General features: G+C 66.7%; 24 protein-coding genes. 5 read left to right on the forward strand and 19 right to left on the reverse strand.

Going from position 1 to position 25,607, the window contains the following annotated elements; genetic code table 11:
• Nucleotides 1–9: 9 nt before the first annotated feature.
• From ACQI5H_RS16080 to ACQI5H_RS16135, 12 genes are all read right to left on the reverse strand, one after another.
• The gene (locus ACQI5H_RS16080; protein WP_427080339.1) at nt 10–519 is read right to left on the reverse strand and encodes a mammalian cell entry protein; all 510 of its coding nucleotides are present in this window, start codon (nt 517–519) and stop codon (nt 10–12) included.
• Nucleotides 520–1,206, reverse strand: a complete 687-nt coding sequence (locus tag ACQI5H_RS16085) for a mammalian cell entry protein (RefSeq protein WP_427080340.1) — start codon at nt 1,204–1,206, stop codon at nt 520–522.
• Nucleotides 1,207–1,216: 10 nt separating this feature from the next.
• Nucleotides 1,217–2,941, reverse strand: coding sequence for a virulence factor Mce family protein (locus ACQI5H_RS16090; RefSeq protein WP_427080341.1), 1,725 nt, complete (start codon nt 2,939–2,941; stop codon nt 1,217–1,219).
• Between the two features lie 12 nt (nt 2,942–2,953).
• Nucleotides 2,954–4,117: a virulence factor Mce family protein gene (locus ACQI5H_RS16095; protein ID WP_427080342.1), complete on the reverse strand. Its 1,164-nt coding sequence runs from the start codon at nt 4,115–4,117 to the stop codon at nt 2,954–2,956.
• On the reverse strand, nt 4,114–5,550 hold the full coding sequence (locus ACQI5H_RS16100; protein WP_427080343.1) for a virulence factor Mce family protein: 1,437 nt from the start codon (nt 5,548–5,550) through the stop codon (nt 4,114–4,116). Before ACQI5H_RS16100 ends, ACQI5H_RS16095 begins: the two co-directional genes overlap by 4 nt.
• On the reverse strand, nt 5,547–6,614 hold the full coding sequence (locus tag ACQI5H_RS16105) for a virulence factor Mce family protein (RefSeq protein WP_427080344.1): 1,068 nt from the start codon (nt 6,612–6,614) through the stop codon (nt 5,547–5,549). The genes ACQI5H_RS16100 and ACQI5H_RS16105 overlap by 4 nt, the downstream gene beginning before the upstream one ends.
• Nucleotides 6,604–7,659, reverse strand: coding sequence for an MCE family protein (locus tag ACQI5H_RS16110; protein WP_427080345.1), 1,056 nt, complete (start codon nt 7,657–7,659; stop codon nt 6,604–6,606). The genes ACQI5H_RS16105 and ACQI5H_RS16110 overlap by 11 nt, the downstream gene beginning before the upstream one ends.
• Nucleotides 7,659–8,861 (reverse strand): MCE family protein, encoded by a 1,203-nt coding sequence (locus ACQI5H_RS16115; protein ID WP_427080346.1) that lies wholly within the window; start codon nt 8,859–8,861, stop codon nt 7,659–7,661. The genes ACQI5H_RS16110 and ACQI5H_RS16115 overlap by 1 nt, the downstream gene beginning before the upstream one ends.
• An 18-nt stretch (nt 8,862–8,879) precedes the next feature.
• Nucleotides 8,880–9,725 (reverse strand): MlaE family ABC transporter permease, encoded by an 846-nt coding sequence (locus ACQI5H_RS16120; RefSeq protein WP_076122714.1) that lies wholly within the window; start codon nt 9,723–9,725, stop codon nt 8,880–8,882.
• A gap of 19 nt (nt 9,726–9,744) precedes the next feature.
• The gene (locus ACQI5H_RS16125) at nt 9,745–10,509 is read right to left on the reverse strand and encodes an MlaE family ABC transporter permease (protein ID WP_427080440.1); all 765 of its coding nucleotides are present in this window, start codon (nt 10,507–10,509) and stop codon (nt 9,745–9,747) included.
• 237 nt (nt 10,510–10,746) lie between these two features.
• A complete protein-coding gene (locus ACQI5H_RS16130; RefSeq protein WP_427080347.1) occupies nt 10,747–11,661 on the reverse strand; it encodes a 3-oxoacyl-ACP reductase in 915 nt (304 codons plus the stop codon).
• 45 nt (nt 11,662–11,706) lie between these two features.
• The gene (locus ACQI5H_RS16135) at nt 11,707–11,898 is read right to left on the reverse strand and encodes a ferredoxin (protein ID WP_076064349.1); all 192 of its coding nucleotides are present in this window, start codon (nt 11,896–11,898) and stop codon (nt 11,707–11,709) included.
• A 202-nt stretch (nt 11,899–12,100) separates the two neighbouring features.
• On the opposite strand from ACQI5H_RS16135, the gene ACQI5H_RS16140 reads away from it, so the two are divergent.
• The 4 genes from ACQI5H_RS16140 to ACQI5H_RS16155 are packed head-to-tail and all read left to right on the forward strand — an operon-like array spanning nt 12,101 to nt 16,626.
• Entirely contained in the window at nt 12,101–13,282 is a 1,182-nt protein-coding gene (locus ACQI5H_RS16140; protein ID WP_427080348.1) for an acyl-CoA dehydrogenase, read from the forward strand.
• 21 nt (nt 13,283–13,303) lie between these two features.
• Nucleotides 13,304–14,401: an acyl-CoA dehydrogenase family protein gene (locus ACQI5H_RS16145; protein WP_427080349.1), complete on the forward strand. Its 1,098-nt coding sequence runs from the start codon at nt 13,304–13,306 to the stop codon at nt 14,399–14,401.
• Entirely contained in the window at nt 14,394–15,908 is a 1,515-nt protein-coding gene (gene fadD17 / locus ACQI5H_RS16150; protein WP_427080441.1) for a long-chain-fatty-acid--CoA ligase FadD17, read from the forward strand. The genes ACQI5H_RS16145 and fadD17 overlap by 8 nt, the downstream gene beginning before the upstream one ends.
• 4 nt (nt 15,909–15,912) lie before the next feature.
• Entirely contained in the window at nt 15,913–16,626 is a 714-nt protein-coding gene (locus ACQI5H_RS16155) for a serine hydrolase (protein WP_427080350.1), read from the forward strand.
• Here the strand turns inward: ACQI5H_RS16155 and ACQI5H_RS16160 are convergent.
• From ACQI5H_RS16160 to ACQI5H_RS16175, 4 genes are all read right to left on the reverse strand, one after another.
• On the reverse strand, nt 16,612–18,162 hold the full coding sequence (locus ACQI5H_RS16160) for an acetolactate synthase large subunit (protein WP_427080351.1): 1,551 nt from the start codon (nt 18,160–18,162) through the stop codon (nt 16,612–16,614). The genes ACQI5H_RS16155 and ACQI5H_RS16160 overlap by 15 nt on opposite strands.
• The gene (locus ACQI5H_RS16165; RefSeq protein WP_427080352.1) at nt 18,159–18,983 is read right to left on the reverse strand and encodes an amidohydrolase family protein; all 825 of its coding nucleotides are present in this window, start codon (nt 18,981–18,983) and stop codon (nt 18,159–18,161) included. The genes ACQI5H_RS16160 and ACQI5H_RS16165 overlap by 4 nt, the downstream gene beginning before the upstream one ends.
• A gap of 116 nt (nt 18,984–19,099) precedes the next feature.
• Nucleotides 19,100–19,864 (reverse strand): fructosamine kinase family protein, encoded by a 765-nt coding sequence (locus ACQI5H_RS16170; RefSeq protein ID WP_427080353.1) that lies wholly within the window; start codon nt 19,862–19,864, stop codon nt 19,100–19,102.
• Between the two features lie 13 nt (nt 19,865–19,877).
• Nucleotides 19,878–21,530 (reverse strand): acyl-CoA synthetase, encoded by a 1,653-nt coding sequence (locus ACQI5H_RS16175; protein WP_427080354.1) that lies wholly within the window; start codon nt 21,528–21,530, stop codon nt 19,878–19,880.
• 34 nt (nt 21,531–21,564) lie between these two features.
• On the opposite strand from ACQI5H_RS16175, the gene ACQI5H_RS16180 reads away from it, so the two are divergent.
• Nucleotides 21,565–22,407, forward strand: coding sequence for a crotonase/enoyl-CoA hydratase family protein (locus ACQI5H_RS16180; protein WP_142245456.1), 843 nt, complete (start codon nt 21,565–21,567; stop codon nt 22,405–22,407).
• 207 nt (nt 22,408–22,614) lie between these two features.
• Here ACQI5H_RS16180 and ACQI5H_RS16185 read toward each other — a convergent pair whose 3' ends face one another.
• From ACQI5H_RS16185 to ACQI5H_RS16195, 3 genes are read right to left on the reverse strand one after another with little or no spacing between them, the layout of a single operon-like run.
• Nucleotides 22,615–23,805 (reverse strand): cytochrome P450, encoded by a 1,191-nt coding sequence (locus ACQI5H_RS16185; protein WP_427080442.1) that lies wholly within the window; start codon nt 23,803–23,805, stop codon nt 22,615–22,617.
• 8 nt (nt 23,806–23,813) lie between these two features.
• Complete coding sequence (locus tag ACQI5H_RS16190) at nt 23,814–24,530, reverse strand: acetoacetate decarboxylase family protein (RefSeq protein ID WP_427080355.1); 717 nt, start codon at nt 24,528–24,530, stop codon at nt 23,814–23,816.
• Between the two features lie 43 nt (nt 24,531–24,573).
• On the reverse strand, nt 24,574–25,605 hold the full coding sequence (locus ACQI5H_RS16195; protein ID WP_427080356.1) for an LLM class F420-dependent oxidoreductase: 1,032 nt from the start codon (nt 25,603–25,605) through the stop codon (nt 24,574–24,576).
• Nucleotides 25,606–25,607: the final 2 nt, after the last annotated feature.

Below are 25,607 nucleotides of genomic sequence, written 5' to 3' on the forward strand. Positions count from 1 at the left end.
GTCGCAGCCCTAAATCGGCGTGATGTAGGCGATCAGCCATTGCTTGCCGATCTTTTTGAAGTCGACGCGCAATCGGCTGCCGTCGTAAAGCGGTTGGCGTGACTTGTCATTCACAGTGCGGTTCATGTAGACCATCACCGATCCCGAATCCCGCGTGGCGGTCATGACGCCGACGCCAACCACATTGGCCTGGACCACCACCTCGCGCTTCTTGGCCTCGGGGATGATCTGCGTGTTGGCGCTCTTCTGAAACTCCGCGCGATATTCGGGAGTCAGCAACGGGTAAGCGGCGGAGAGGCTGCGTTCGACCGTCTGGTAGTCGTAGGCGAAGACCTCGGGTATGCGCTTGGTCGCCAGCCCGGGCAGCTCCGCGCGCGCCACCGCCTCGCCGCGGGTCTCCACCCGCTCCCAGTAGAACCACCCGGCCGCCGCCGACAACCCGACGACGAGCGCGATCGACAGGGAACCCGCGACGACGGTCAGCCACCTCCGAAAGCGGTTCCAGCGCGCCCGACCCATCTAGTTGCCCCCGTCGGGATACTTCAGGTCGTAGCCGGTCATCTTCCCCTGCTCGTCTTCGTGCACGATCACCCGCAGCCGATACGGCATGGACGGCTTGTTGTTTCCGTCGATGTCGGCCACCGTCACCCGTACCGATACGAGCACCGAGGCGTTGTCGCTCACCGCGTCGACGCCTTCCAGGGCGGCGCCGTTGACGACGGCCTCCGACGTCGCGTTGGTCGAGCGGAAGATGCCCTTGAGGTTCTCGATGTTGTTGTTGGCGCCGAGCATGCCGCGCAGCGGGCCGCTGGTGCCGTTGTAGAAGCGGTTCACGCTGTCGTCGATGTTGTCCTGCTTGTAGCTGAACATGTTGACCACCGTCTGCGTGGCGGTGTCCACGAAGCGTTGGTTGCGGGCCTGTGCCGCTTCGGCGTGCCGCTGTTGGACGAGCATGAACGCCAGCCCACCCGCCAGCGCACCGATCGCCAACAGCGCGGCGGCAAACGAGATCCACCCGACCAGGACGCGGTTCGGCCGCCGCCGCGGCGGCGGCTTGACCGATTTGAGGGCCTTGACGGATTTCGCGGGCCGCTTCGGCCCGTCCGGAACGTCGACGCGGGCGGTAAAGCCCTCGTCCGACGCGCCCTTCGCCGGGCCCGCCGCGCGCGATGCGCGCCGCCGAACGCGTTGTGTCGTTTCGGTCATTGCAGCCCCACTAAAGAGGCCTTGGATCAAGCATCAGGTCCACCCAATTCTCGGCGCCGGATGTGCCACTGGCGCCGGGCGCGAAGATACCAGTGCCGCCAGCCGGGTCGACGAAGGCTCCGGTGCGTTGGTCATAGGTGGCGTAGGCCGGACCGCTGGCCTGCGGGGTCGGCTGCCCGGGCGGCGGCCCCCAGGGCTTCTCCGGCCCGGGCCCCGCCGGCGGAGGATTGATTCCCTCCGGCGGTGGCGGCGGCGGCAGCCACTTCGGATAGGGAAGCTGGGGCGGCACGGGCGGTATTCCGGGCGGCTGCCACGACGTGAATGGCGGCGGCGGCCCGTTGTCGTTGGGCGGCGGTGGGTCGTACGCCGGCTGGTGCGGCGCCGGCCCGGGCCCGGGGACTACCCCGGGAGGGGGTGGGCCGACGATCGGAGTGCCGGGATCGGGATCGGCGCCCGGTGGGACGTACGGGAACTTGTTGGGCGGCAACGTGTTCAGCCCGTTCGTCACCGGCGTGTCATAGGGCACCGGCGGGCCGCGCCAGGGGTTGCGACCGACCGGCACGTAGCCCTTCGGGTCACGGCACAGCTGGACCGTCGGCGCCCGCTTGCCGGGGAACTCCTGGCACGGGTAGTTCCGGGCGCCGCGCACGGTGCTCGGATCGTTCTGGGCGACCTTGCAGTACATGTCCCTCGGGAGCTCCCGCAGCGTCTCGTCGGCCGGCGTTCGCATCAAGGGCGGGGGCAGGAAGCCGACGGCGCACGGCGGCGGGTCGTTCAGGTCGAGCTTGAAGTCCAGCTTGGCGCCCTCGTCCTGCGGAGCGCCGCCGGCGGCGGTGGTGATCGCGGCGAACAACGCGGGCAGGACCACCAGCAGCTGCTCGATCGACTTGTGGTAGATGACGCCCACCCGACCCAGGTTGGCCAGGCTAGCGGCCAGCGCCGGGAAGGAGGGGCGGATACCGGAGAAAGCGGTGCTGGCCTCGTCGGCCGCGCTCGGGGCGTTGGCCAACGTCGAGCGAAGCTGCGGGTCGGCCTGACGCACATCGGAAGTGAACCGCGCCAAGCCATCCGACAGCGTCTTGATGTCGGCGCCGGCACGGATCTGCGATTGCAGGAACGGACCCGCCTGATCGATCAACTGCGAAACCTGCGGATAGTTGACGTTGGCCTCGTCCACCAGCAACCGGGCCGACTCGATCAGCCGGGCCAGTTCCGGACCCGAACCGTTGGCCGCGATGAACGTCTCGTGCAGCAGCTCGCGCAACCGCGTGTCGCCGAGGCTGTTGACCAGCGTCTCCGCCCGCTTCAACAGGTCGGCGACGTCCTGGCCGATCCGGGTGTTCTGCCGCTCGATGCGAGATCCGTTGCGCAGCTTGGCCGATGACGGACTGCTCGGCGGCACCAGGTCGATGTATTGCTCGCCGACAGCCGACACGCTCTTGACGGTGGCGGTGACGTTCGACGGAATCGGCGTGCCGCTGTTGAGCCGCATCTCGGCGGTAACCCCGTTGGGGTTCAGCCCGACAGACTCCACCCGACCCACCTCGACACCCCGGTAGGTGACGTTGGCGTTCTTGTACAAGCCGCCGCCCGCGACGAAGTCGGCGCTCACACCGTAGGTCCCGATTCCGAACGTGGCCGGCAGCCGCAGGTAGAAGATCGCCATGATGGTCAGCGTGACGGCGGTGATCACCGCGAAAATCCACAGCTGGATCCTGGTCAGTTTGTCGATCATCTGCGCCGCCCCTCAGTGCCCTTCAGAACCCGAAGCCGTGCCGGGCGGAATCGAGAACGGGTCGGCCGCCTGCCCCGACAGGTTCGCCAATTCACCGGTCAAGAAATCGGGCGGGTTGAGGATCTCGTTCATGTGAGCCATGTTCGGGTCGAAATACGCTGTGGTGAAGAACGTTTCACCGAGCCGGCGCAGGGTGAGATCGAAGGTGGTGAAGACGTTGAGGTAGTCGCCGCGAACGGCTTGCTTGATCCCGAAGTTGGGGAACGGGAACGTCAGCAGCAGCTGCAGCGAGGTGACGAAATTCTTCCGGTTGTCGTTGAGGGCCTTAGCAACTGAATACAGCCCCTTGAGGTCCTCGGCGAAGTCCACCTTGGTTTTCGACAGCACATGGGATGTCACCGTCGCCAGCTGTTTGAGTGCGGCGAACGCATCGACGATGTGGTCCCGGTTCTTGTTGAGCACGCGCAGCGCTTCGGGCAGCGTGTCGATCGCCCGGCCCAGGTTGTCCTTGTCGCGCGCCAGGGTCGCGGAGAATCGGTTCAACCCGTCGACCGCATCGATGATGTCGTTGACCTGCCGGTTGAGTCCGGCGGTCAATTCAGACAGCCTGGGGATCAAGTCGACGAACTGGTCCTGCCGGCCGGCGAAGGCCTGGTAGGTCTCGTCGGTGATCTCTTGCAGCGCACCGAGATTGCCCTTGTTGACCACCACACCGAGCGCCGACAGCACCTCTTCGGTAGTGGGATACCGGCCGGTGCTGGACTCCGCGATTTTCGACCCGTCCTTGAGCCTGCCCGTGGCCGGCTTGTCCTTGGGCGCGGCAAGGTCGATGTGCATCGAGCCCAGCAGCGACGTCTGGGCGACCGTCGCGGTCGCGTTGGCCGGCAACACGACGTTCTTGTTCAACGCCAACTTCACTGCGGCGTAGAAGGATCCGTCGGCCCGCTGCTCGGCCGAAATGCCGGAGACGCTGCCTACGGTGACGTCGTCGACCATGACCGGCGAGTTCTGTGGCAGCGTCGCCACGTCGGGCATCTCGACGGTGATCGAATACGCGCCCGCGCCGTGGCCCGCAGTTCCGGGCATCACCAGAGAGTTCAGCCCGCTGAATTGGCAACCGGCCAGCAGCACGCTGCCCGCAGCTAAAGCGCTCCCGCGCAACAAGATCCGGTTCATCGGCCGCCGCCTTGGTCGGTCGGCGCCGGCGCGCTTGGCGCTTGGTTCGGCGGGGGCCCGGGCAGCGGACCGAACGCGGACCCAGGAAGAGGTCCGGGCGCGGGACCCGCGCCGGCGGCGGCCGGTGCGGGGCCGGCCTGCGGGGCGGTAGGCAGTAGCAGGCTCTGCAGATCCGCCGGGTTCGCCGCGGGCGGCGGCGGGTGCCCACCTTGGGCGGGTATCCAAGTCAGCTGCGGAACCGGAGTTGCGGCCTTGGCCTGGGTTTCCGGGGTGTCGTAGATGATCTGGCCCTTGTACGCCGTGATCGTGTTGAGCGGGTGGAACATCACCGGCGGATAGTTGACGGCGAGCCGGCGCAGCACCGGCCCCAGCCGCTCACGGCAGAGCTCGGCGCGCCTGAAGTAGTCTGGCGCCTCCGGCCCGCCGGCGGTCTCGAAGGAGCCACCGCAGATGAACTGCACCGGGTTGGCGAACTCGGGTATCGACAACAGGCCGTTCAGTGTGCCCTGCGCGGGGTCATAGATGTTGTAGAAGTTGGCGATACCGGGACCGGCGACGTGAAGCACCTGCTCGATGTTGTCGCTCTGGTCGCTCAGCGTCTGCGTCAGGTCGTTGAGGTTGTTGACCGTATCGACGATCGTCGAGTTGTTTTCGTGCAGGAATCCCCGGATGTCCGAGAGCGCCTGGTTGAGCGTGCCCAGGGTGTTGTCGAGACGGCGCGAGCTGTCGGCGAGCACCTGCGACACCGACGCGACGTTCCCGGCGAACTGCACGATCTGTTCGTTACTCGACGACAGCGCGTTGATCAGTACCTGCAGATTCTTGACGGTACCGAATATGTCGCTGCGCGAATCCCCAAGCCGCCCAGCGGCTTGCGAAAGTTCGCGCAGCGCGTTGTGAAACGATTCGCCCTTGCCGTCGAGCGTGTCCGCGGCCTGGTTGATCGCACGTCCCAACGGACCCTGCGGCGACCCCGCCGTGGGACCCAGCTGGACGGCCAGCTGCGTCAGTGCCTGTTTCACCTCATCCCATTCCACCGGGACCGCGGTGTGATTGAGGTCGATGCTTCCGCCGTCGGGCAGCGCCGGCCCGCCGGTGTATGCGGGGGCGAGCTGAATGAACCGCGCCGACACCAGGTTCGGCGAGATGATGACCGCCTTGGCGTCCTTGGGGATTTTTACGTCCTTGGCCACCGACATGGTGATCTTCACGTCCGACGGCCGCGGTTCGATCGTGTCGATCGAGCCGATCGGGACGCCGAGAACGCGCACCTGATCTCCGGGATAGAGACCGACGGCAGAGGTGAAGTAGCCGACGATCGTTCGGTTATTGCCTTGCGACGAAAGGACATACACGCCCCCCACCAACACCGCGACGAGCGCGATGACGGTGGCGTAGCGCAGCCCCCGGCTGCCGACGATACGTTTGGTCATGGTGACTTCGGCCTGATCACCCAGCGTTCCTGAATCAGTCCGCGCAAATAGTCCGACAGGCTGGCCGGCAGCTTGCCGGGCTGGTAGAAGAAGTCGAACACCATGGCCATCATCGGCGCGGGGAGCACGCTGTAGACGTTGACGTTGAACCCCGGCCCGGATCCGACCACCTCACCGAGTTCGGTGGCGTAGGTGGGCAGTCGTTTGAGGGCTTCGGTGATGTAGTCGCGGCGCTCGTTGAGGTTGGACAGCACCTGGTTCAGCTTGCTCAGCGCCGGGCCGAACTCTTTTCGGTTGTCGGCAACGAAACCGGAAATCTGTTGCGCCAACGGGCCGATACCCGCGATCAGCTGGCCGATCGCGGCACGCCGCTCGTCGAGCGCGGCGAACAACTCGTTACCGTCGTCGACCAGCTTGTTGACCTGATCGGCCCGCTGCGCCAGCACCGATGTCACCGACTTCGCGTGTGCCAGCAGCCCTTGCAGCGCCTCGTCACGGCGGTTCAGGGTGCGGGACAGCGACGTGACCCCGTCCAGCGCGCCGCGCAGCTGCGGGGTGGCGTCGCGCAGCGTGTCGCTGAGCACGTTCAGGGACTGCTCGAACCGCGGCTTGTTCAGATCGTTCGCGTTTTGCCCCAGATCCTCGAGCGCGCCGGCCAACGTATACGGGGTGGTCGTCCGGCTCAGCGGAATGGTGGTGCTGCCCTTACCGGTGCCGGCCGGGGTCACCGAAATGGAGCGCTCGCCGAGGATGGTGTCGGTGCGGATGGCGGCCAGTGACTGGTCGCCGACGGCGACGTGGCGGTCCACGGTGAAGGTCACCTTGGCGCTGTCGCCGGCGAGGCCGACGGAGGTCACCTTGCCGACCTTCAAGCCTGAGACATACACGGCGTTACCTGGCGAGATGCCGCCGGCGTCGCTGAAGTAGGCGTCATACGTCTTGCCCTGCGGCCAAAACGGCAAGCCGGCGTAGCCGAAGGCGAGCAACACGACGCAGACCACCAGCACCACACCGAAGATGCCGGTGCGCAGCGGGTCACGGTCGCGCTTTCCACTACTTGACAAACGAGCACCTCCCCTTGCTGGGATCCACCTGGCCACCCATGTTTATCAAGATGTCGCTGCCCGCCGGTCCGTTGATCTTGAGCGAGACCGAGCAGAAGTAGATGTTGAAGAATGACCCGTAGGCGCCGAGTGCCGCCAGCCGCAGGTAGTCCTCGCCCAGTTGCTCAACGTCGTTGTTTACCTCGGCCTTTCGGTTGTCCAGCTCGGTCGCGAGCGGCCGCGTGTTTTCCAGGATGCCCTGCAGGGGCCGGCGCGAATTCTTCAGCAGCTCCGTCAAATCCGTCGTCGTCGACGCCAGCGGCGGGATGGCCCCGGCGATCACGTCCTTGTTCTTGGCCAGTCCGGTGATCAACTGCTGCAGCTGATCGACGCTGGCGGAGAACTGCGCGCTCTTTTGGTCGACGGTTCCCAGCACCGTGTTGAGGTTGGTGATGGTGTCACCGATGAGTTGGTCGCGTTGCCCCAGTGCCGTCGAGAACGCACTGGTATCGGCCAGCACGTTCGACAACGCTCCACCCTGGCCCTGTAACAACTGGATCACCGCGCTGCTGATGGTGTTGACCTTCTCGGCGTCCAGGCCCTTGACCAGCGGCCGCAGCCCACCCAGCAGCGCATCGAGATCCAGGGCGGGCTGGGTGTGTTGGGCGTTGATCGTGCCGCCCGGCGCCAGCTTGCGCAATTCCCCAGGCCCCGAGGTGATTTCGAGGAATCGGTCACCGACCAGGTTTTCGTACCGGATCACCGCGCGCGTCGACGAATACAGGGTGTAACGCTGGTCGACTCCGAATTTCACATCAATGGTGTTGTCGGGGTTGAGCTTTACGCCGGACACCGAGCCGACGGGCACGCCTGCGATGCGCACCTTCTGGCCGGCCTTCAGCTTGGTGACATCGACAAAGGTTGCGTGGTAGGTGTTTTCGGAACCGAACCGCAAGTCACCGAAGATCACCACCAGGCCCGAGGCCACGATCAGCATCGCCACGGCGAAGATGCTGACCTTGATCACCATCGACCGATGCGACGGCATGCCCGCGGTGGCGGCCATCAGAAGTCATCCCGTTCCGCGAAGGCGCCGTGGAACAAGAACTGCAGCGTCGAGGGTGCGTCGAACTGAAGTTCGGTGAACGGCTCGTACGGGACGTTCGCGTTGTCGGTGACCAGGAAGGGCGCACGATAGAACGACCCACCGGTCTGCTTGGTCGGGATGTCGGGCAGACCGCGGCAGTTCGGGCCCCCGGAGGCGTTGACGATCGGCAGCGACTCCGGATAGGTATACGACGGCGCGCCCAACACGAAGCTCGAAGACGTGAACAGACCCGCCTTGCGGACACCAAGCAACGGCGCGAATTCCTTGATACCGCGCTCGATACCGGCGAACAGGCAGCCGAATTCCGGCGAGTAGTCGTGGGCAACCTTGATCGGGGCGCGCAGCCTGTTGATGGCGTCGATCAAGTTCTGCTCCGCCGGCGCCAACGTGTCGTAGGCGTTGTTGGCCAGACCGATCGTTGCCAGCAGCGTGTCGTTGAGGTTGTGCTGCTGGTCGACGACCGTCTTGTTGATCGTCGGCAGGTTGTCGAAAATGGTGTTCAGGTCGGGCGCGGCATCAGCGTAGTTGTTGGTGACGACGCCGGTCTTGCGGAAGTCCTCTTGCAGGGCGGGCAGCTTCGGGTTCGATTGCCGCGCCAGCGTATTCAGTCCGGAGAGCAGCGAGCCGAAGTCGTCACCGTGACCGCGCAAGCCTTCGGCCAGCGCGCTCAGCGTCCCGTTCAATTCGAGCGGGTCGATCTTGTGCAGCAGGTTGATGAGCGACTGGAACAAGGTGTTGACTTCCAGCGACACCGCCGAGGCCTCTACATGCGCGTCGGGACGCAGCGTTGTCGGCGAGGGCGTCTGGGGCGGAATGAATTCCACCGACTTGGCCCCGAAGATCGTGTTGCCCGCGATGTGCACCGCCGCGTTGGAAGGGATGAAGTGCATCTGGTCGCTGTTGATGGCAAGCGTCAGCCGTGCCTGGTCGCCGCTGTAGCTGATGTCGGAGACCTTGCCGATCTGGAGGCCGCGGTATTTGACCTTGGCGCCCTTGTCCATGACCAGTCCGGCCCGCGGCGCCGAGACGGTGACCGTGTCGATCGAGGCGAAAGCCGCCGTGTAGGAGAGGTAAGTCCCGACGGTGAACGCCACGATCAAGCCGGCCAGCAGCGCTGCTGCCAGCCGGACGGTGCTACGTCGCGATTCGCCTTCTGCCATGTCTTTTAAGCAGTCCTCTTATCCGGAGAGGTTGAAGTTACCGGACGCGCCGTAAACGGCGAGCGAGATGAACAAAGTAATGACGACGACGACGATCAGCGAGGTCCGCACGGCCTGGCCGACCGCGATGCCCACGCCGACCGGTCCGCCGTGGGCGTTGTAGCCGTAATAGGTATGGACGAGCATCACCGCGATGGACATCACGATCGCCTGCAGGAACGACCACAACAGGTCCGACGGGATGAGGAAGGTATTGAAGTAGTGGTCGTAGAGACCTTTGGACTGTCCGTTGATGTACACCGTGGTGAAGCGGGCGGCGAAGAACGCGGCGAGCACCGACAGCGAGTACAGCGGAACGATCGCGATGAGGCCCGCGATCAAGCGCGTCGACACCAGGTAGGAAACCGAGTGCACCGCCATGCATTCGACGGCGTCGATCTCTTCGGACACCCGCATGGCACCCAATTGCGCGGTGGCGCCGGCACCGATGGTGGCCGCCAGCGCGATACCCGCGATCACCGGGGCGACGACGCGGACGTTGAGGAATGCCGAGAGGAAGCCGGTCAGCGCCTCGATACCGATGTTGCCCAGCGACGCATAACCCTGCACGGCGATGACCCCGCCGGAGGCCAGCGTCAGGAAGGCCGCGACGCCGACCGTGCCGCCGATCATGACGAGCGCGCCTGCGCCCATTGTCATCTCGGCAACGTTGCGGATCGTCTCCTTGCGGTAGCGGGTGAGCGCGTTGGGGACGTAACGAATGGTTTCGCCGAAAAACAGCGCCTGCTCGCCGAAGTCGTCAACCGGCCCTTGGAGCACCCGCGACACCGCATTGCGTAGCCGGTACGTGATGTCGTAGCTCATCGGTTGCCCACTCGTCTCATCACTTAGCCGTAATCCGCACACCGATGGCGGTCATGACCACGTTGATGACGAACAGGCAGATGAACGCGTAGACGACGGTTTCGTTGACGGCATTGCCGACGCCCTTGGGCCCTCCCTTGACGGTCAGGCCGCGGTAACACCCGACCAGGCCGGCCATCACACCGAACAGCAGCGCTTTGAATTCGGCGAGCACCAGCTCGCGCAGCCCGGTGAGCACGGTCAGCCCGTTGATGAACGCACCCGGGTTGACGCCCTGAAGGAAGACGGAGAACACATAGCCGCCGGATAAACCGATCGCGCACACCAGGCCGTTGAGCAGCAGCGCGACCACGGTGGACGCCAAAACCCGTGGGACAACGAGCCGTTGGATCGGGTCGATGCCCAGCACCCGCATCGCGTCGATTTCCTCGCGGATGGTGCGGGCGCCCAGGTCGGCGCAGATAGCGGTGGCGCCGGCCCCGGCGACGACGAGCACCGTCACCACCGGGCCCAGCTGGGTGATGGTCCCGAATGCCGTTCCGGCGCCGGACAAGTCGGCCGCACCGATTTCGCGCAGCAGGATGTTGAGGGTGAATGCCACCAGGACGGTGAAGGGGATGGAGACCAGCAGGGTGGGAACCAGTGAGACGCGGGCGATCATCCACGTCTGGTCCAGAAACTCGCCGAATTGGAATGGTCGCCGGAAAGCCGCGCGGCCCGTATCGATCATCATCTCGAAGAACCCGCCGACAGCGCGAGCCGGGACCGCAAGTTGCTCTCTCAACTCACGCACCCCCCTCTGCTGCTCGCGGCGAAGCCTATGTTTCGCCTTAGCGCGGCCTTCGGACACAAGCGGCTCGGAGTAAGCCGGATCATATTAACTCAGAGAAAGTGCACGCTGTCAATGAACAGCATTTCTCTATCCAGAGCGTCAATTTGTCCAGGTCAGGCCGGTTGCGCTGTTATCAATCTGACACATGTTCTACTGGCCGATTTCCCCCCGTGAACCAGCTCTACATCGCTATTGCCCCATCAGCCCGGTCGCGGAAAAATTCTTTTCCGAATCACGTCCAGCAAAGTAATCCCGCAACGTGTTGCTCAGTGCAGCAGGGTCCCAGGCCGCTCCCTCCGCGATGAATCTGTGCTCCGCGGTCGGTGCCGAGACCAACGTCACCTGGGGGCCGTAGACGATGAACACCTGCCCGTTGACCTCCGCCGCGGCGGGCGATGACAGAAACTGGACCAGTCTCACCACGTGCTCCGGCGACAGCGGGTCGACGCCGCCTTCCTCTATATCTGGTGCGTCGCCGAACACGTCGGCCGTCATCGCGGTGCGGGCCCGCGGACAGATCGCGTTGGCACACACCCCGTAGCGGCCCAGCGCCCGGGCGGCCGTCAAGGTCAGCGAGATGATGCCCGCCTTGGCGGCCCCGTAGTTGGCCTGCCCGACCGGGCCCACCAGGCCCGCCTCCGACGCGGTGTTGACGAGCCGGCCGAAGACCGATCCGCCCGCGTCTTTGGCCTTGGAGCGCCAGTAGGTGGCCGCGTTGCGTGTGAGCAGGAAATGGCCGCGCAGGTGGACCGCGATGACGAGATCCCATTCCTCGTCGGACATGTTGAACAGCATCCGGTCGCGGGTGATCCCGGCGTTGTTCACCACGATGTCCAGGCCGCCCAGCCCGTCGGCCGTGGCCACCAGCTCGTCGGCTGTCGCGCGCTGGCTGATGTCGCCGGCAACCGCGACGGCTTTGGAGCCGGCGGCGGTGATCTCGTCTATGACGTCGGAGGAATCCAGCGCCGCGGCGATGTCGTTGACGACGACGGTGGCGCCGAGCCGGGCCAGGCCCAGCGCCTCGGCCCGTCCCAGGCCCGCGGCCGCACCGGTCACCACCGCGACCTTTCCGGATAGATCGGTCGCGTTCGTGCTGCTAGTCAATTTATGAATACCTCTAGTTTCGGGTTGCCCGGCGCCGGTCGCGGCCTAGTCCTCGCGCAGCAACGCGGCGCGCGGGCATTCGGCGATCGCCTGCTCGGCCAGTTGTTCTTGGTCGGAGGGAATCGGATCGGTCTTCACGACGGCATAGTCCTCATCGTCCAGGTCGAAGATATCCGGCGCGATTCCCAAGCACACCGCGTTACCTTCACACCGGTCACGATCGACGATCACCCGCACGGCACCCTCCTTGAACCTGGCCTTCAACCTGAGCACGCGCCCCATCGGTAGGTAGCTCCACCATAGGGCCCCGGTGCGTCTGGCGAAACGGTCGCTGGATTCCCAGACTAGAACGTGTTACAACCGGGAAGACGAACGGGTAGCCGTTGGTCGAGCCGCGGCGGCCAGAATGGCCCGTCACGTTGAACAAAGGACGGCTGGAATGCGCATCAGTTACACCCCTGAACAGGAGGAGCTGCGTCGCGAGCTGCGGTCGTACTTCACCACGCTGATGACCCCGGAGCGCCGCGAGGCGCTGAGCTCGACGCAGGGCGAAATCGGCGTCGGCAACGTGTACCGGGAGACGGTCGCGCAGATGGGCAAGGACGGCTGGCTGACCCTGAATTGGCCCAAGGAGTACGGCGGCCAGGATCGGTCGCCGATGGACTCGTTGATCTTCACCGACGAGGCCGCCATCGCCGGGGCGCCGGTGCCGTTCCTGACCATCAACAGCGTGGCGCCGACGATCATGGCCTTCGGCACCGACGAGCAGAAGAAGTTCTTCCTGCCCAAGATCGCGGCGGGCGACCTGCACTTCTCGATCGGCTACTCCGAGCCCGGCGCCGGCACCGACCTGGCTAACCTGCGCACCACCGCGGTCCGCGACGGCGACGACTACGTGGTCAACGGTCAGAAGATGTGGACCAGCCTGATTCAGTACGCGGACTACGTCTGGTTGGCGGTGCGCACCAACGCCGAGGCGAAAAAGCATCGCGGCATTTCGGTGCTGATCGTCCCGACCAGCGCGGACGGCTTCTCCTGGACGCCGGTGCACACCATGGCCGGCCCCGACACCAGCGCCACCTATTACTCCGACGTCCGGGTGCCGGTGACCAACTTGGTCGGCGAGGAGAACGGCGGCTGGAAGCTGGTGACCAACCAGCTGAACCACGAGCGGGTCGCCCTGGTGTCAGCGCAGCCCATCATCGTGGCCCTGCGCGAGGTTCGTGAGTGGGCGCAACACACCAAGGACGCCAGCGGGGCCCGGCTCATCGACTCGGAGTGGGTGCAGCTCAACCTGGCCCGCGTGCACGCCAAGGCCGAGGTTCTCAAACTGATCAACTGGGAGCTGGCGTCGGCGGCAAGTGAGAACTTGTCGCCAGCCGACGCGTCGGCGGCCAAGGTGTTCGGCACCGAGCTGGCCACCGAGGCCTACCGGCTGCTGATGGAGGTGTTGGGCACCGCGGCCACGCTGCGTCAGGACTCGCCGGGCGCGTTGTTGCGCGGCCGCGTCGAGCGGATGCACCGGGCGTGCCTGATCTTGACCTTCGGGGGCGGCACCAACGAAGTGCAGCGCGACATCATCGGGATGGTCGCGCTGGGATTGCCCCGAGCCAGCCGCTGACTTTCTAAGGACGAAACATTCATGGATTTCACGACAACCGAAGCGGCGAACGACCTCGGTGGGCTGGTCGACACCATCGTGGACGCGGTGTGCACACCGGAACACCAACGCGAGTTGGACGGGCTTGACCAACGGTTCGACCGCGAGCTGTGGAGCAAGCTCGTCGACGCCGACATCTTGACCAGCGCGGCGCCGGCGACGCTGGGCGGCGACGGTTTCGGCGTGCTCGAGCAAACGGCCGTGCTGGTCGCGCTGGGCCACCAACTGGCCGCGGTGCCCTACCTGGACTCGGTCGTCCTGGCCGCCGGGGCGCTGGCCCGGTTTGGCTCCGAGGAACTGCAGCAGGAGTGGGGAGCGCCGGCAGTAAGCGGGGAGAAGATCCTCACCGTCGCCCTCGACGGCGAGATGGGTGAGGGGCCAGTGCAGGCCGCCGCCGCCGGCGACGGCCACCGTCTCACCGGCACTCGCACCCAGGTCAGCTTCGGGCCGGTCGCAGACGCGTTTCTGGTTCCCGCCCAAACCGATTCCGGCGCCGCCGTTTTTCTGATCGCTGCCGACGACCCGGGCGTCACGGTGACCGCGCTGCAGACCACGGGCTTGGGCAGCGCGGGGCAGCTGACGCTGGACGGGACCGAGGTAGGCGCCGGCCGGAAGGTCGGCGGCGCCGAGGTGGTGGTCTGGCTCGAGACGCTCGCCACCCTGGGCCGCAGCGCGTTTCAGCTCGGCGCGCTCGAGCGGGGATTGCAGATGACGGCCGAATACGCGCGCACCCGCGAGCAGTTCGACCGGCCGATCGGCAGTTTCCAGGCCGTCGGGCAGCGGCTGGCCGACGGATACATCGACGTCAAGGGATTGCGGCTGACGCTCACGCAGGCGGCATGGCGCGTCTCGGAAGACCTGCCGGCGGACATCGACGTGGCCAGCGCGGCATTCTGGGCCGCCGATGCCGGACATCGGGTGGCGCACACCATCGTGCACGTGCACGGCGGCGTCGGCGTCGACACCGATCACCCGGTGCACCGTTATTTCCTGGCCGCCAAAGAGACCGAGTTCGCGCTGGGCGGCGCGACCGGCCAGCTGCGTCGGATCGGCCGTGAGCTGGCGGAAACCCCTGCCTAGCGCCGCGGGTGACCTTACGGTCACCAACCTGCTGGTGCCACTGGCTGAGATCGACGACCGGGGTGTCTTCTTCGAGGACTCGTTCATCAGCTGGCGTGATCACATCCAGCAGGGCGCCGCGATCGCGGCAACGCTGCGCGAGCGTCTCGACCCCGCGCGACCACCGCACGTTGGCGTGCTGCTGGAAAACACGCCGTTCTTCTCGGCGGTGTTGGTCGCGGCCGGGATGTCGGGGATCGTGCCGGTCGGCCTCAATCCCGTGCGACGCGGCGAGGCGCTGGTCCGCGATATCGACCGGGCCGACTGCCAGCTGGTCCTGGCCGATTCGAAATCGGCTGCCACACTGGGCAATACCGAGCACCTCAACGTCGATTCCGCCGAATGGGCCGACGAGGTGGCCGCGCACCGGGACGCCGAACCCAGCTTCCAGTCCGCGTCGCCCGCCGACCTGTTCATGCTGATCTTCACGTCGGGCACCAGCGGTGATCCCAAGGCGGTGAAGTGCAGCCACGGCAAGGTCGCGATCGCCGGCGCGACGATGACGCAGCGATTCGATCTCGGCCGCGACGACGTCTGCTATGTGTCGATGCCGTTGTTTCACTCCAACGCGGTGCTGGTGGGCTGGGCGGTGGCGGCAGCGTGCCGGGGATCAATGGCCTTGCGGCGCAAGTTCTCTGCGTCGAACTTCCTGACCGATGTTCGTCGGTACGGCGCCACATACGCCAACTACGTCGGCAAGCCGTTGTCGTATGTCCTTGCCACGCCCGAGCGGCCCGACGACGCGGACAATCCGCTGCGGGCGGTGTACGGCAACGAGGGCGTCCCCGCCGACGTCGAGCGCTTCGGACGGCGGTTCGGCTGTGTGGTGCAGGACGGATTCGGTTCCACCGAGGGCGGGGTGGCCATTGCGCGCACCCCCGATACGCCGCCCGGCGCGTTGGGCCCGCTCACCGAGGGGCTCGACATCGTCGACCCCGACACCGGCAAGCCGTGCCCGGCGGGAGTGGTCGGCGAGCTGGTGAACACGGCCGGGTCGGGCCGTTTCGAGGGTTACTACAACGACGAGGCCGCCGAGGCCGAGCGGATGGCCGGCGGCATCTATCACAGCGGCGACCTCGCCTACCGCGACGAGTCCGGCTACGCCTACTTTGCTGGGAGACTTGGCGATTGGATGCGGGTCGACGGCGAGAACCTCGGCGCGGCGCCGATCGAGCGGGTGCTGCTGCGCTATCCTGATGCGACCGAGGTGGCGGTGTACGCGGTGCCCGATCCGGTCGTCGGTGACCAGGTGATGGCGGCGTTGGTGCTGGCGCCCGGGAGCGAGTTCGACCCCGAGAAATTCCGGGCCTTCCTGGCCGAACAACCGGACTTAGGACCCAAGCAGTGGCCGTCGTACGTCAGGGTCAGCGCGGAGCTGCCGCGGACGGTGACCTTCAAGGTGCTCAAGCGACAGTTGTCGTCCGAGGGTGTCGACTGCAGCGAACCCGTGTGGCCGATCCGCCGGTAAGCACATGACGTCCCGACCCCTCGAACTCGCGCTGGAAGCGAGCTTCGAACAGCTTGCCGCCGCGGTGCCCGCGAGCGTCGGCATCGCGATCGCCCGCCCGGACCGCACCTACTCGCTGGGCCGGTGGTGGTCCGGTGTCGCCTGGTCGACGATCAAAGTGCCGCTGGCCATCGCGGCGTTGCGCAGTGACTGGTTGCGCGCCAAAGACCTGGCCGTGAAAGCCATCACGGAATCCGACAACCGCGCGTCCGAGCAGTTGTGGTCCGGCCTGGGCGATCCGGCGGACGCGGCACGGCTAGTGCAGGGCGTCATCGCCGAGGGGGGTGACACCGCCACCGTGGTCGAATCGCGCCGACTTCGCCGCGGCTACACGGCATTTGGCCAAACACCCTGGACCCTCCAGCGGCAGGCGCGCTTCGCCGCCGAGCTGACGTCTATCCCCGACGCGGGCGACGTCGTCGACCTGATGCAGCGCCTCACCGCCGGCCAGCGGTGGGGCCTGGCCGCTAAAGGCCTTGCGGCGAAGGGCGGTTGGGGCCCGGGGGTAAATGGTGACTATTTGGTCCGGCAGTTCGGGATCGTCCCCACACCCTCCGGTCAATGGGGCGTCGCGCTGGCGGCCGAGGTCCACGACGGGGTGTTCGAGACGGGCGTCGAGGTCCTCAACGCGCTGTCGGAGTGGCTCCTCAGCCGAATCCCCGGGCTAGCGCGTTATTGACGGGACGACGGCGTCGATCAGGTGCGGCCCCGGTTCGGCGAAGGCCGCTTGCAGGGCATCGGCGAATTCTTCCGCGGTGGTGACGCGGCGGGCCGGAACACCCATCCCTTCGCTGATCTTGACGAAATCCATTGTCGGGCGCGATAAGTCGAGCAGGTCCAGCGCTCTGGGGCCGGGCGCAGACCCTGCGCCCACCCGGGCCAGCTCGATCCGCAGGATGTCGTAGGCGCTGTTGTCGTAGACGACGGTGGTCACATTGAGGTTTTCCCGCGCCTGGCTCCACAGGCCCGAAATCGTATACATGGCCGACCCGTCGGACTCCAGGCACAGCACTGGGCGCTCAGGCGCGGCGACCGCGGCGCCGACCGCGGTCGGGATGCCGTAGCCGATCGCCCCGCCGGTCAGCGTCAGCCAGTCGTGGGCCGGCGCGCCGGCTGTGGCCTGCGGCAGCAGCACGCCCGACGTGTTGGCCTCGTCGACGACGATCGCCCGTTCCGGCAGCAGCGCACCGATCACGTCGGCGGCCGACGCGGAGGTCAGCTGCCCGGACGGCAGCTGCGGGCGCGACGGGGGTGCCACTTCCGCGACGGTTCCGGGCGCGATCTCGTCGGCCAACGCTGCCAGCGCGCCGGCCGCGCCGGTGTGTCCGGCGAGCGTGTGCACCTCACAGCCGGCCGGGACCAGGTCGCTGGGCATCCCCGGGTAGGCGAAGAAGGACACCGGCGACTTCGCGCCGGCCAGCACCAGATGTTTGGCCCCGTCCAGCTGGGCCGCGGCGGCCTCGGCGAAGTACGCGAGCCGCTCGACGGCGGGCACACCGGCGCCTCGTTCCAGCCGCGTCGGGAACGTCTCGCAGAGCAGACGCGCGCCCGTCACCGCGGCGATCCGCGCGGCCGCGGCCAGCCCGGGTCCGCGGGTGGCGTCCCCGCCCAGCATGATCACCGCGGGCTCCCCCGACCGCAGCACCTCCAGCACCTTGGGTGCCAGGAGCGGATCGGCGCTGGCGGGTTGCACGGGTACCACCTTGGCGGGCTGGGCGCCGTCCGACCAGGACGCGTCCGCGGGCAGGATCAGGGTGGAAATGCACGAGCCCGACCGGCTGGCCGCGACGGCCTCGGCAGCGTCGGACGCGACATCGCCGGCCGAACCCGTCCGGCGCACCCACCCCGAGACGCTGCCGGCCAGCGCGTCGATGTCGGATTCCAGTGGCGCGTCGTACTTCTTGTGGTACGTCGCGTGGTCGCCGACGACGACCACCATCGGCACCCGGGCCCGGCGCGCGTTGTGCAGGTTGGCCAGGCCGTTGCCCAATCCGGGGCCCAGATGGAGCAGCACCGCCGCCGGCCGGTCGGCGATGCGCGCGTAACCGTCGGCCGCGCCGGTGGCGACGCCTTCGAAGAGGGCCAGCACACCGCGCATCCCCGCGACGTCGTCGAGTGCGGCGACGAAATGCATCTCCGAGGTGCCCGGGTTGGCGAAGCAGACGTCGACGCCGCCGTCGACCAGGGTGTTGATCAGGGCCTGGGCACCGTTCACTTGACTGCCTCCAGTTTGAAAACGCGTTCGGCATTGCCGCGCAGAAAGTCGCGGCGAGCCTCGTCGTCTAATCCGAGTTCGTCGAGCCCCGCGAGCGCGTGGGCGTGGCCGATCATCGGGTAGTTGGTGCCGAACAGGACTTTGCGTTGTCCGGTACCGGTTTTCATGAACCGGACGAGCTCCTGCGGGAGCCTCTTGATCGTGTAGGCCGAGGTGTCGATGTAGACGTTCTCGTGCTTGCGGGCGACGGCGACCATCTCCTCGGTCCACGGATAGCCGACGTGCCCGCACACGATCACCAGCTCCGGAAAGTCGAGGGCCACCTGGTCGATGTAAGGGATGGGACGTCCGGTCTCCGACGGCCGCAGCGGGCCGGTGTGACCGACCTGCGTGCAAAACGGCACACCGGATTCGACACATTCGGCGAACAGCGGGTAATAGCGCCGATCGGTGGGCGGCGCATTCCACAGCCAGGGCACCACCCGCAGGCCCACGAATCCCTCACTCACGCGGCGCCTCAGCTCGCGGACCGCCTCCATCGGGTGATCGAGATCGACGGCCGCCAGGCCGGCAAACCGGTTGGGGTGCAACCGAATCCATTCGGCGACCTCGTCGTTGGAGACGAGATCCAGGCCCCCGGGCCCGCGCCACGCGCTGAGCAGGCCCAGCCCCACGTCGGCGGCGTCCATCGACGCGACGGTCGCGTCGATGGGGATGTCGCCGTCCGGAATGGTGCCACCGGTCCAGCGCCGCAGCGACGCCAGCATGTCGCTGCGCAGGAACCGCGCGGTCGGATGCTGCATCCACACGTCGATCGTCATCGAGATTTGACACTAGCTCGCCGACGATGCGCGCCGCGAAGCGGCGGGAGGTGGGGGTACCCCCAGCCGCGCAGCGGCGAGGGGGCGAGGCGAGCAATCGGGCAGTGGACCGGCCTTCAGGCGGCTAGCGCGGCGCGGGCAGCGGCGCGCGTCTGCTCCGCATACCCGCCGCCGTAGAGCACGACGTGCGCCAGCAGCGGAAAGAGTTGGTGCAACCCAATGCGGTTGCGCCAGCCGGGTTTCAGCGGTCGCACCTCTTGGTAGCCGGCGAGGACGATGTCGTAGTGCGGGCAGCCGAACAGCGCGAGCATCGCCAGGTCGGTCTCGCGGTGCCCCGCGTGCGCGGCCGGATCGATCACGACCACCCCGCCGGGCGTCCACATCACGTTGCCGCTCCACAAATCGCCGTGCAGCCGGGCGGGCGGGTCGTCGTCGTCGAAGTCGCCCGCACGGCAGCGCGCCACCACGGAGTCGACCGCGTCGCGCGTCGAAGCGTCCAGCCGCGGCGCCGCGAGCTCGGCCATCGGGACCAACCGCTCGTCGGCGTAGAAATCGCCCCAGCGCGAATGCCGCCGCAGCGACATCGGCAAGGGCTGGGATAGCGGCCCGAAGAACCCGGGCCCCTCCCACCCGTCGGGACCCGCGCCGAACGCCGCGCCACCCGCGTCGTGGGTGACCGCGAGCCGATTGCCGAACACGCGCGCCGCCTCGCGGCTCGGAGCCGCCGACTCAAGCCGCCGCAGGGTCAGGCTGGTCGCGTCGAAAGAAACGACCTGCGCGCACGGCACGCCGCCGTCAACACAAAGCCAGCGCAGGCCGGCCGCTTCCCAGCCGAAGAAACCGGTGGGCGCCGCCGGATGGTGTTTGACGAAATCGGTCACACAGCCCGACGGATCAGGCAGTTACGTGAGCGGCATGCACGTCGTCGGCGGGCCGCGCCTCGGTCTGTTCCTTGGCCCAGCGGTAGTCGGGTTTGCCGGCCGGCGAGCGCTTGACCTCGTCGACCAGCCAAAGGCTGCGCGGCACTTTGTATCCCGCGATCTCGGAGCGCACGAAGGCATCCAGCTCCGACAGCGTCGGCCGGGAGCCCGGCCGGGCCTGTACGACGGCGGCCACGTGCTGGCCGTAACGGGGGTCGGGCACCCCGACCACCAACGCGTCGAACACGTCCGGATGCGCCTTCAGCGCGGCCTCGACCTCCTCGGGGTAGATCTTCTCGCCGCCGCTGTTGATCGACACCGACCCGCGGCCCAGCATCGTGACGCTGCCGTCCTCCTCGACCAGCGCCCAGTCCCCGGGGATGGCGTAGCGCACGCCGTTGATGGTCTTGAACGTCTCGGCGGTCTTCTTCTCGTCCTTGTAGTAGCCGACGGGAATGTTGCCCTTCTTGGCGATGAAGCCCCGCACGCCCGAGCCCGGCTTGACCTCGTTGCCCTCCTCGTCAAGGACGACGGTGCGGTGGTCGATCGTCACCCGTGGGCCGCCGCTGTGCGGTGCGTCCTTGGCGACGATGCTGGTGCCGCCGAAGCCGGTCTCCGAGGAACCGATGGAATCGGTGATGACCCGGTTGGGCAGCAGCTCCAGCAGCTTCTCCTTGATGCTCGGCGAGAACAGCGCCGCGGTGCTGGCGAGCAGGAACAGCGACGACAGGTCGTACTCGTTGTCCTTCTCCTGATGGGCCAGCAGCGCGTCGAGCAACGGCCGGGCCATCGCGTCACCGGTGAAGAACAGCAGGTTCACCTTGTGCCGGTGAATCGTGCGCCACACCTCGTCGGCGTTGAATTCCGGTGCCAGCACGGTGGTTTGGCCCGAAAAGATCGACATCCACGTGGCGGACTGGGTGGCGCCGTGGATCATCGGCGGAATCGGATACCGGATCATCGGCGGATTCTCGGTGGCGCCTTTGGCGAGGTCGTACTCGTCCTTGACGAATTCGCCTGTGGCGAAGTCGGTTCCGCCGAGCAGCACCCGGTAGATGTCCTCGTGGCGCCACATCACGCCCTTCGGGAAGCCGGTGGTGCCGCCGGTGTACAGCAGGTAGATGTCGTCGGCGCTGCGTTCGCCGAAGTCCCGCTCGGGCGCGCCCTGCGCGATCGCCGCGTAGAACTCGACGCCGCCATAACGCTGATAGTCGTCGTCGCTGCCATCCTCAACGACGAGGATCGTCTTGACGTTGGGGGTGTCCGGCAGCACGTTGGCCACGCGGTCGGAGTACTGGCGCTCGTGCACCAGCGCAACCATGTCGGAGTTGTCGAACAGGTAGCGCAGCTCGCCCTCGACGTAGCGGTAATTGACGTTCACCAGGATGGCGCCCGCCTTGACGATGCCGAGCATCGCGATGACGATCTCGATGCGGTTGCGGCAGTAGAGCCCGACCTTGTCGTCCTTCTTCACCCCCTGATCGATCAGGTAGTGCGCCAGGCGGTTGGCCTTCTCCTCGAGTTGCGCGTAGGTCAGCTTCTCGTCGCCGCAGATCAGGGCGACACGGTCCGGCACAGCGTCAATGGCGTGCTCTGCGAGATCGGCAATATTCAGGGCCACGGCCACCAAATTAGAACGTGTTACATTTCTTGACAAGCTCATGCCCCATGTCGACGGAAAGGCGGTAGCCGTGGCCGACGCTCCAGCAAACGAACAGACCGGTCCCGACGCGCTGGTCGAGCAGCGCGGCCACACCCTGATCGTCACGTTGAACCGGCCCCACGCCCGCAACGCGCTGAGCACGGAAATGATGGAAATCATGGTCCAGGCCTGGGATCGCGTCGACAACGACGACGACATCCGGTGCTGCATCCTCACCGGGGCGGGTGGCTATTTCTGCGCGGGGATGGACCTCAAGACAGCAACCAAAAAGCCGCCGGGCGATTCATTCAAGGACGGCAGCTACGACCCGTCGCGCATCGACGCCCTGCTGAAGGGCCGCCGGCTGACCAAACCACTGATCGCCGCCGTCGAAGGCCCCGCGATCGCGGGCGGAACCGAGATCCTGCAGGGCACCGATATCCGCGTCGCCGGCGAAAGCGCCAAGTTCGGCATCTCGGAGGCCAAGTGGAGCCTTTACCCGATGGGCGGATCGGCCGTGCGACTGGTGCGGCAGATCCCCTACACGGTGGCCTGCGACCTGCTGCTGACCGGACGCCACATCACCGCCGCCGAGGCCAAGGAGATGGGCCTGATCGGCTACCTCGTCCCCGACGGGCAGGCGCTGACGAAGGCGCTGGAGATCGCGGAGCTGATCGAAAACAACGGTCCCCTGGCCGTGCAGGCGATCCTGCGGGCAATCCGTGAGACGGAGGGCCTCAACGAGAACGACGCCTTCAAGATCGACACCCAGATCGGCATCAAGGTGTTCCTGTCCGACGACGCCAAGGAAGGGCCGCGGGCGTTCGCCGAGAAACGCAAGCCGAATTTCCAAAACCGCTAACGGCAAGGTGCATTGCCACACCTGCCACATCAGTCTCTCGTCCGGCCGACTGACTATTTGCCCGCCTCGCAGCGACAACTCAAGCTGTGCGTTCGCTCTAGCGCGCTGATGCGTTGTCGCTCGGAGGCGGGCACAACGCATGGTCCCTTCCGCCGGAGGCCAATGGTGCCAATGTGACTGGAGCCTGCGCGAGGCGCAAACCGATGCTCAGCCCAGCGCCGCGCTCGGGGTGAACGCGACCGGCATCTTCTCGAGGCCGGACACGAAGTTCGCTGGCCGCAGGGGCAGCGCGGTGTCTGGAGACGCCAGCCGCAAGTCCGGAAGCCGTTGCAGCAGGCGGGTTTGCATGATCGACAGCTCCAGCCGGGCAAGCTGGTTGCCGAGGCAGAAGTGCGTCCCGAAGCCGAACGCGAGGTGGTTGTTCGGGTAGCGCTCGATGTCGAAGCTCTCCGGGTCGTCGAAGACCTTCTCGTCGAAGTTCGCCGACTCGAAGAGCAGGATCATCTTCTCGCCCTGGTGCAGCGGAGTGCCGTGGAACTCGGTGTCGGCGGTGATGGTGCGCGCCATGTTCTTCACCGGCGCGGTCCAGCGCAGCATCTCTTCGATGGCGTTAGGCAGCAGCTCCAGGTCGTTGACCAGACGGCGGTGCTGATCGGGGTGCAGCAGCAGCTGCCTCGTCCCGCCGGACAGCGTGTGACGGGTGGTCTCGTCGCCACCGATCAGCAGCAGCAGCACCTCGGTGACGATTTGGTGGTCCTCCAGGCGTGATCCCTCGACCTCCGCGTGCACCAGGACGCTGACCAGGTCGTCGGTCGGCTCCTCCTTGCGGGCCGCGATCATCCCCATCATGTATTCGGTGTAGGCCGCGAAGGCATCCATCGATACCTGGAAATCCTCTTGTGCGGCGGTGCTGCTCAAGAAGCTGACCAAATCGTCGGACCACTTGAGGAACATCGTGCGTTCCTCCGGGCGCACACCGAGCATGTCGCCGATGACCGCCATCGGCAGCGGCGCCGCAAGGTCCCAGACGAAGTCGCACTCGCCGCGTTCGCACACCGCGTCGATCAGCGTGTCGCACAGCGAAACGATCTTGGCCTCTTGGTCTTTGACGCGCTTGCGGGTGAAACCGGAGTTGACGAGCTTGCGGCGCAACAGGTGTTGCGGATCGTCCATCTCGATCATCATCTCGACGCCGTCCTGGTCGGGTCGGATGCCGCCGGCATTGGAGAACAACTCGGGGTTGCGCTCGGCGTCGATCACGGCCTGATACGTCGACGCGGCGGCCAACCCGTTACGGTCGCGAAAGACCGGCTCGTGCTCCCGCATCCAGCGGTAAACGGCTCGGGAGTCACCGGCGTAGAAAGCGCCGTCGGTCAGGTCAACGTCGGGCCTGGTCATCGCGGTCGTCATGAGATCTCCTGAGCGTCACCGAATATCATTTGTACGTTCTCCACCGAGCTGGACAGCATCGCGCGCTTCGGAAGGCCCAGCGACGCCAGCTCTTTCGCATACGGGTGATCGCCCAGCCGGACGCGCACCCCGCCGAGTCGGGTGCGCACGCCGTCAAGCGTGTGTTCGAACGCCGTCTCGCGGGTGACACCGTCGCGGTGGGAGTAGGTGCGCTGCTCCTGCTGGCGTGGACTCAGCGAAAACGGCAGGCCGCGACCGAATTCCATGTCGATCACCAGTTGCCCGTCGACGGTGCAGTCGAACCCGAACTGACGGCCCTCGCGAACGGTGAAGTCCGCCATGACTTTCGGGTAACCCCAGATCTTCGTTCCGGCTTCCAGCGTGAACGGCTGGTCGACGGGCAGGTGATGAATGAAGGCGCCCGCCGACTGCAGGGCGCGGGGCCCGCTCGCGTCCGATCCGGGCGGGTTGACCATCACACTGGTCCCGAACTCGTGGTACTGGCCGAGGTCGCCGTCGATGTAGTGCATCAACATCAGGACCACGATCGCCCTCCCGGGCAGGTAACGGCAGACCCGCAGGCCGCTGTAGTCGATCATCCGCTGGGCGGCGTCGGCGTCCACCGAGAACATCGCCATGTGCTGGGTGGCCTTGCGGATCCGTACCGGCATCGTCAGTACGGTGCCCGCGATGGTGTGCTGCGAGGCTGTCATCGGGCCAATCTAGAACGCGTTCTATTCGTTCGGCAATACCCCGCTAGACCAGGGTGGCAAGCTCGCTGATCTGCGCGGCAGTGCGTCCGTTGACCACCATCATGGTCACGCCCGCGGCCTCCCACACCTTGACCTGCTCACGCACGTAGTCGATGTCGCCGACGATCGCGGCGTCGTCGACGAGTTCGTCCGGGATGATCTCCGCGGCCTTGTCCTTCTGGTTGCTGCGGAAGAGCTTCGTCACGTCGTCGACCACCTCGGCGTAGCCCATCCGGCGGTAGACGTCGGCGTGGAAGTTGGTGTCCTCGGCGCCCATGCCGCCCATGTAGAGGGCCAGGTACGGCTTCATCGCCGCGAAGGCAGCGCCGCGGTCGTCGGTGATGACGATGGTGGCCGTCGCGCAGACCTCGAAGTCCTCGCGGCTGCGGCGCGCCCCGGGCCGGGCGAACCCCTCGTCGAGCCATTCGTTGTACATGCCGGCCAGCCGCGGGGTGTAGAAGATGGGCAGCCAGCCATCGCAGATCTCGGCGGCCAGCGCGATGTTCTTCGGTCCCTCGGCGCCCAGCATGATCGGGATGTCGGCGCGCAGCGGGTGGGTGATGGGCTTGAGCGCCTTACCCAGGCCGGTCGTGCCCTCTCCACTGAGCGGCAGCGGGTAGTGGGGGCCGTCGCTGGTCACCGGCTTCTCCCGGGCCCAGACCTGCCGCAGGATGTCGATGTACTCCCGGGTGCGAGCCAGGGGCTTGGGGAATCGTTGGCCGTACCAGCCCTCGACCACCTGCGGGCCGGAAACGCCCAGGCCGAGGATGTGCCGGCCGCCGGACAGGTGATCGAGCGTCAGCGCGGCCATCGCGCAGGCCGTCGGGGTGCGCGCGGACAGCTGGATCACCGACGTGCCCAGCCGCAACCGCCGCGTCGACGAGCCCCACCAGGCCAGCGGGGTGTAGGCGTCGGACCCCCACGCCTCGGCGGTGAACACGGCGTCGAAACCGGCCGACTCTGCCGCGGCGACGAGTTCCCCGGCGTTCTCCGGCGGCGAAGCGCCCCAATACCCCAGCTGCAAACCCAGCTTCATGA

It is taken from the genome of Mycobacterium heidelbergense (genome assembly GCF_050205645.1).
GTDB lineage: Bacteria > Actinomycetota > Actinomycetes > Mycobacteriales > Mycobacteriaceae > Mycobacterium > Mycobacterium heidelbergense_A.

What these genes read in the sequence shown, in the direction of transcription:
- ACQI5H_RS16120 (WP_076122714.1), bottom strand. Translation starts at nt 9,725, where the DNA reads ATGAGCTACGACATCACGTACCGGCTACGCAATGCGGTGTCGCGGGTG.
- ACQI5H_RS16195 (WP_427080356.1), bottom strand. Translation starts at nt 25,605, where the DNA reads ATGAAGCTGGGTTTGCAGCTGGGGTATTGGGGCGCTTCGCCGCCGGAG.
- ACQI5H_RS16155 (WP_427080350.1), top strand. Translation starts at nt 15,913, where the DNA reads ATGACGTCCCGACCCCTCGAACTCGCGCTGGAAGCGAGCTTCGAACAG.
- ACQI5H_RS16095 (WP_427080342.1), bottom strand. Translation starts at nt 4,117, where the DNA reads ATGAACCGGATCTTGTTGCGCGGGAGCGCTTTAGCTGCGGGCAGCGTG.
- ACQI5H_RS16100 (WP_427080343.1), bottom strand. Translation starts at nt 5,550, where the DNA reads ATGACCAAACGTATCGTCGGCAGCCGGGGGCTGCGCTACGCCACCGTC.
- ACQI5H_RS16190 (WP_427080355.1), bottom strand. Translation starts at nt 24,530, where the DNA reads ATGACAGCCTCGCAGCACACCATCGCGGGCACCGTACTGACGATGCCG.
- ACQI5H_RS16165 (WP_427080352.1), bottom strand. Translation starts at nt 18,983, where the DNA reads ATGACGATCGACGTGTGGATGCAGCATCCGACCGCGCGGTTCCTGCGC.
- ACQI5H_RS16180 (WP_142245456.1), top strand. Translation starts at nt 21,565, where the DNA reads ATGCCCCATGTCGACGGAAAGGCGGTAGCCGTGGCCGACGCTCCAGCA.
- ACQI5H_RS16145 (WP_427080349.1), top strand. Translation starts at nt 13,304, where the DNA reads ATGGATTTCACGACAACCGAAGCGGCGAACGACCTCGGTGGGCTGGTC.
- ACQI5H_RS16140 (WP_427080348.1), top strand. Translation starts at nt 12,101, where the DNA reads ATGCGCATCAGTTACACCCCTGAACAGGAGGAGCTGCGTCGCGAGCTG.
- ACQI5H_RS16085 (WP_427080340.1), bottom strand. Translation starts at nt 1,206, where the DNA reads ATGACCGAAACGACACAACGCGTTCGGCGGCGCGCATCGCGCGCGGCG.
- ACQI5H_RS16110 (WP_427080345.1), bottom strand. Translation starts at nt 7,659, where the DNA reads ATGGCCGCCACCGCGGGCATGCCGTCGCATCGGTCGATGGTGATCAAG.
- ACQI5H_RS16115 (WP_427080346.1), bottom strand. Translation starts at nt 8,861, where the DNA reads ATGGCAGAAGGCGAATCGCGACGTAGCACCGTCCGGCTGGCAGCAGCG.
- ACQI5H_RS16185 (WP_427080442.1), bottom strand. Translation starts at nt 23,805, where the DNA reads ATGACCAGGCCCGACGTTGACCTGACCGACGGCGCTTTCTACGCCGGT.
- ACQI5H_RS16090 (WP_427080341.1), bottom strand. Translation starts at nt 2,941, where the DNA reads ATGATCGACAAACTGACCAGGATCCAGCTGTGGATTTTCGCGGTGATC.
- ACQI5H_RS16080 (WP_427080339.1), bottom strand. Translation starts at nt 519, where the DNA reads ATGGGTCGGGCGCGCTGGAACCGCTTTCGGAGGTGGCTGACCGTCGTC.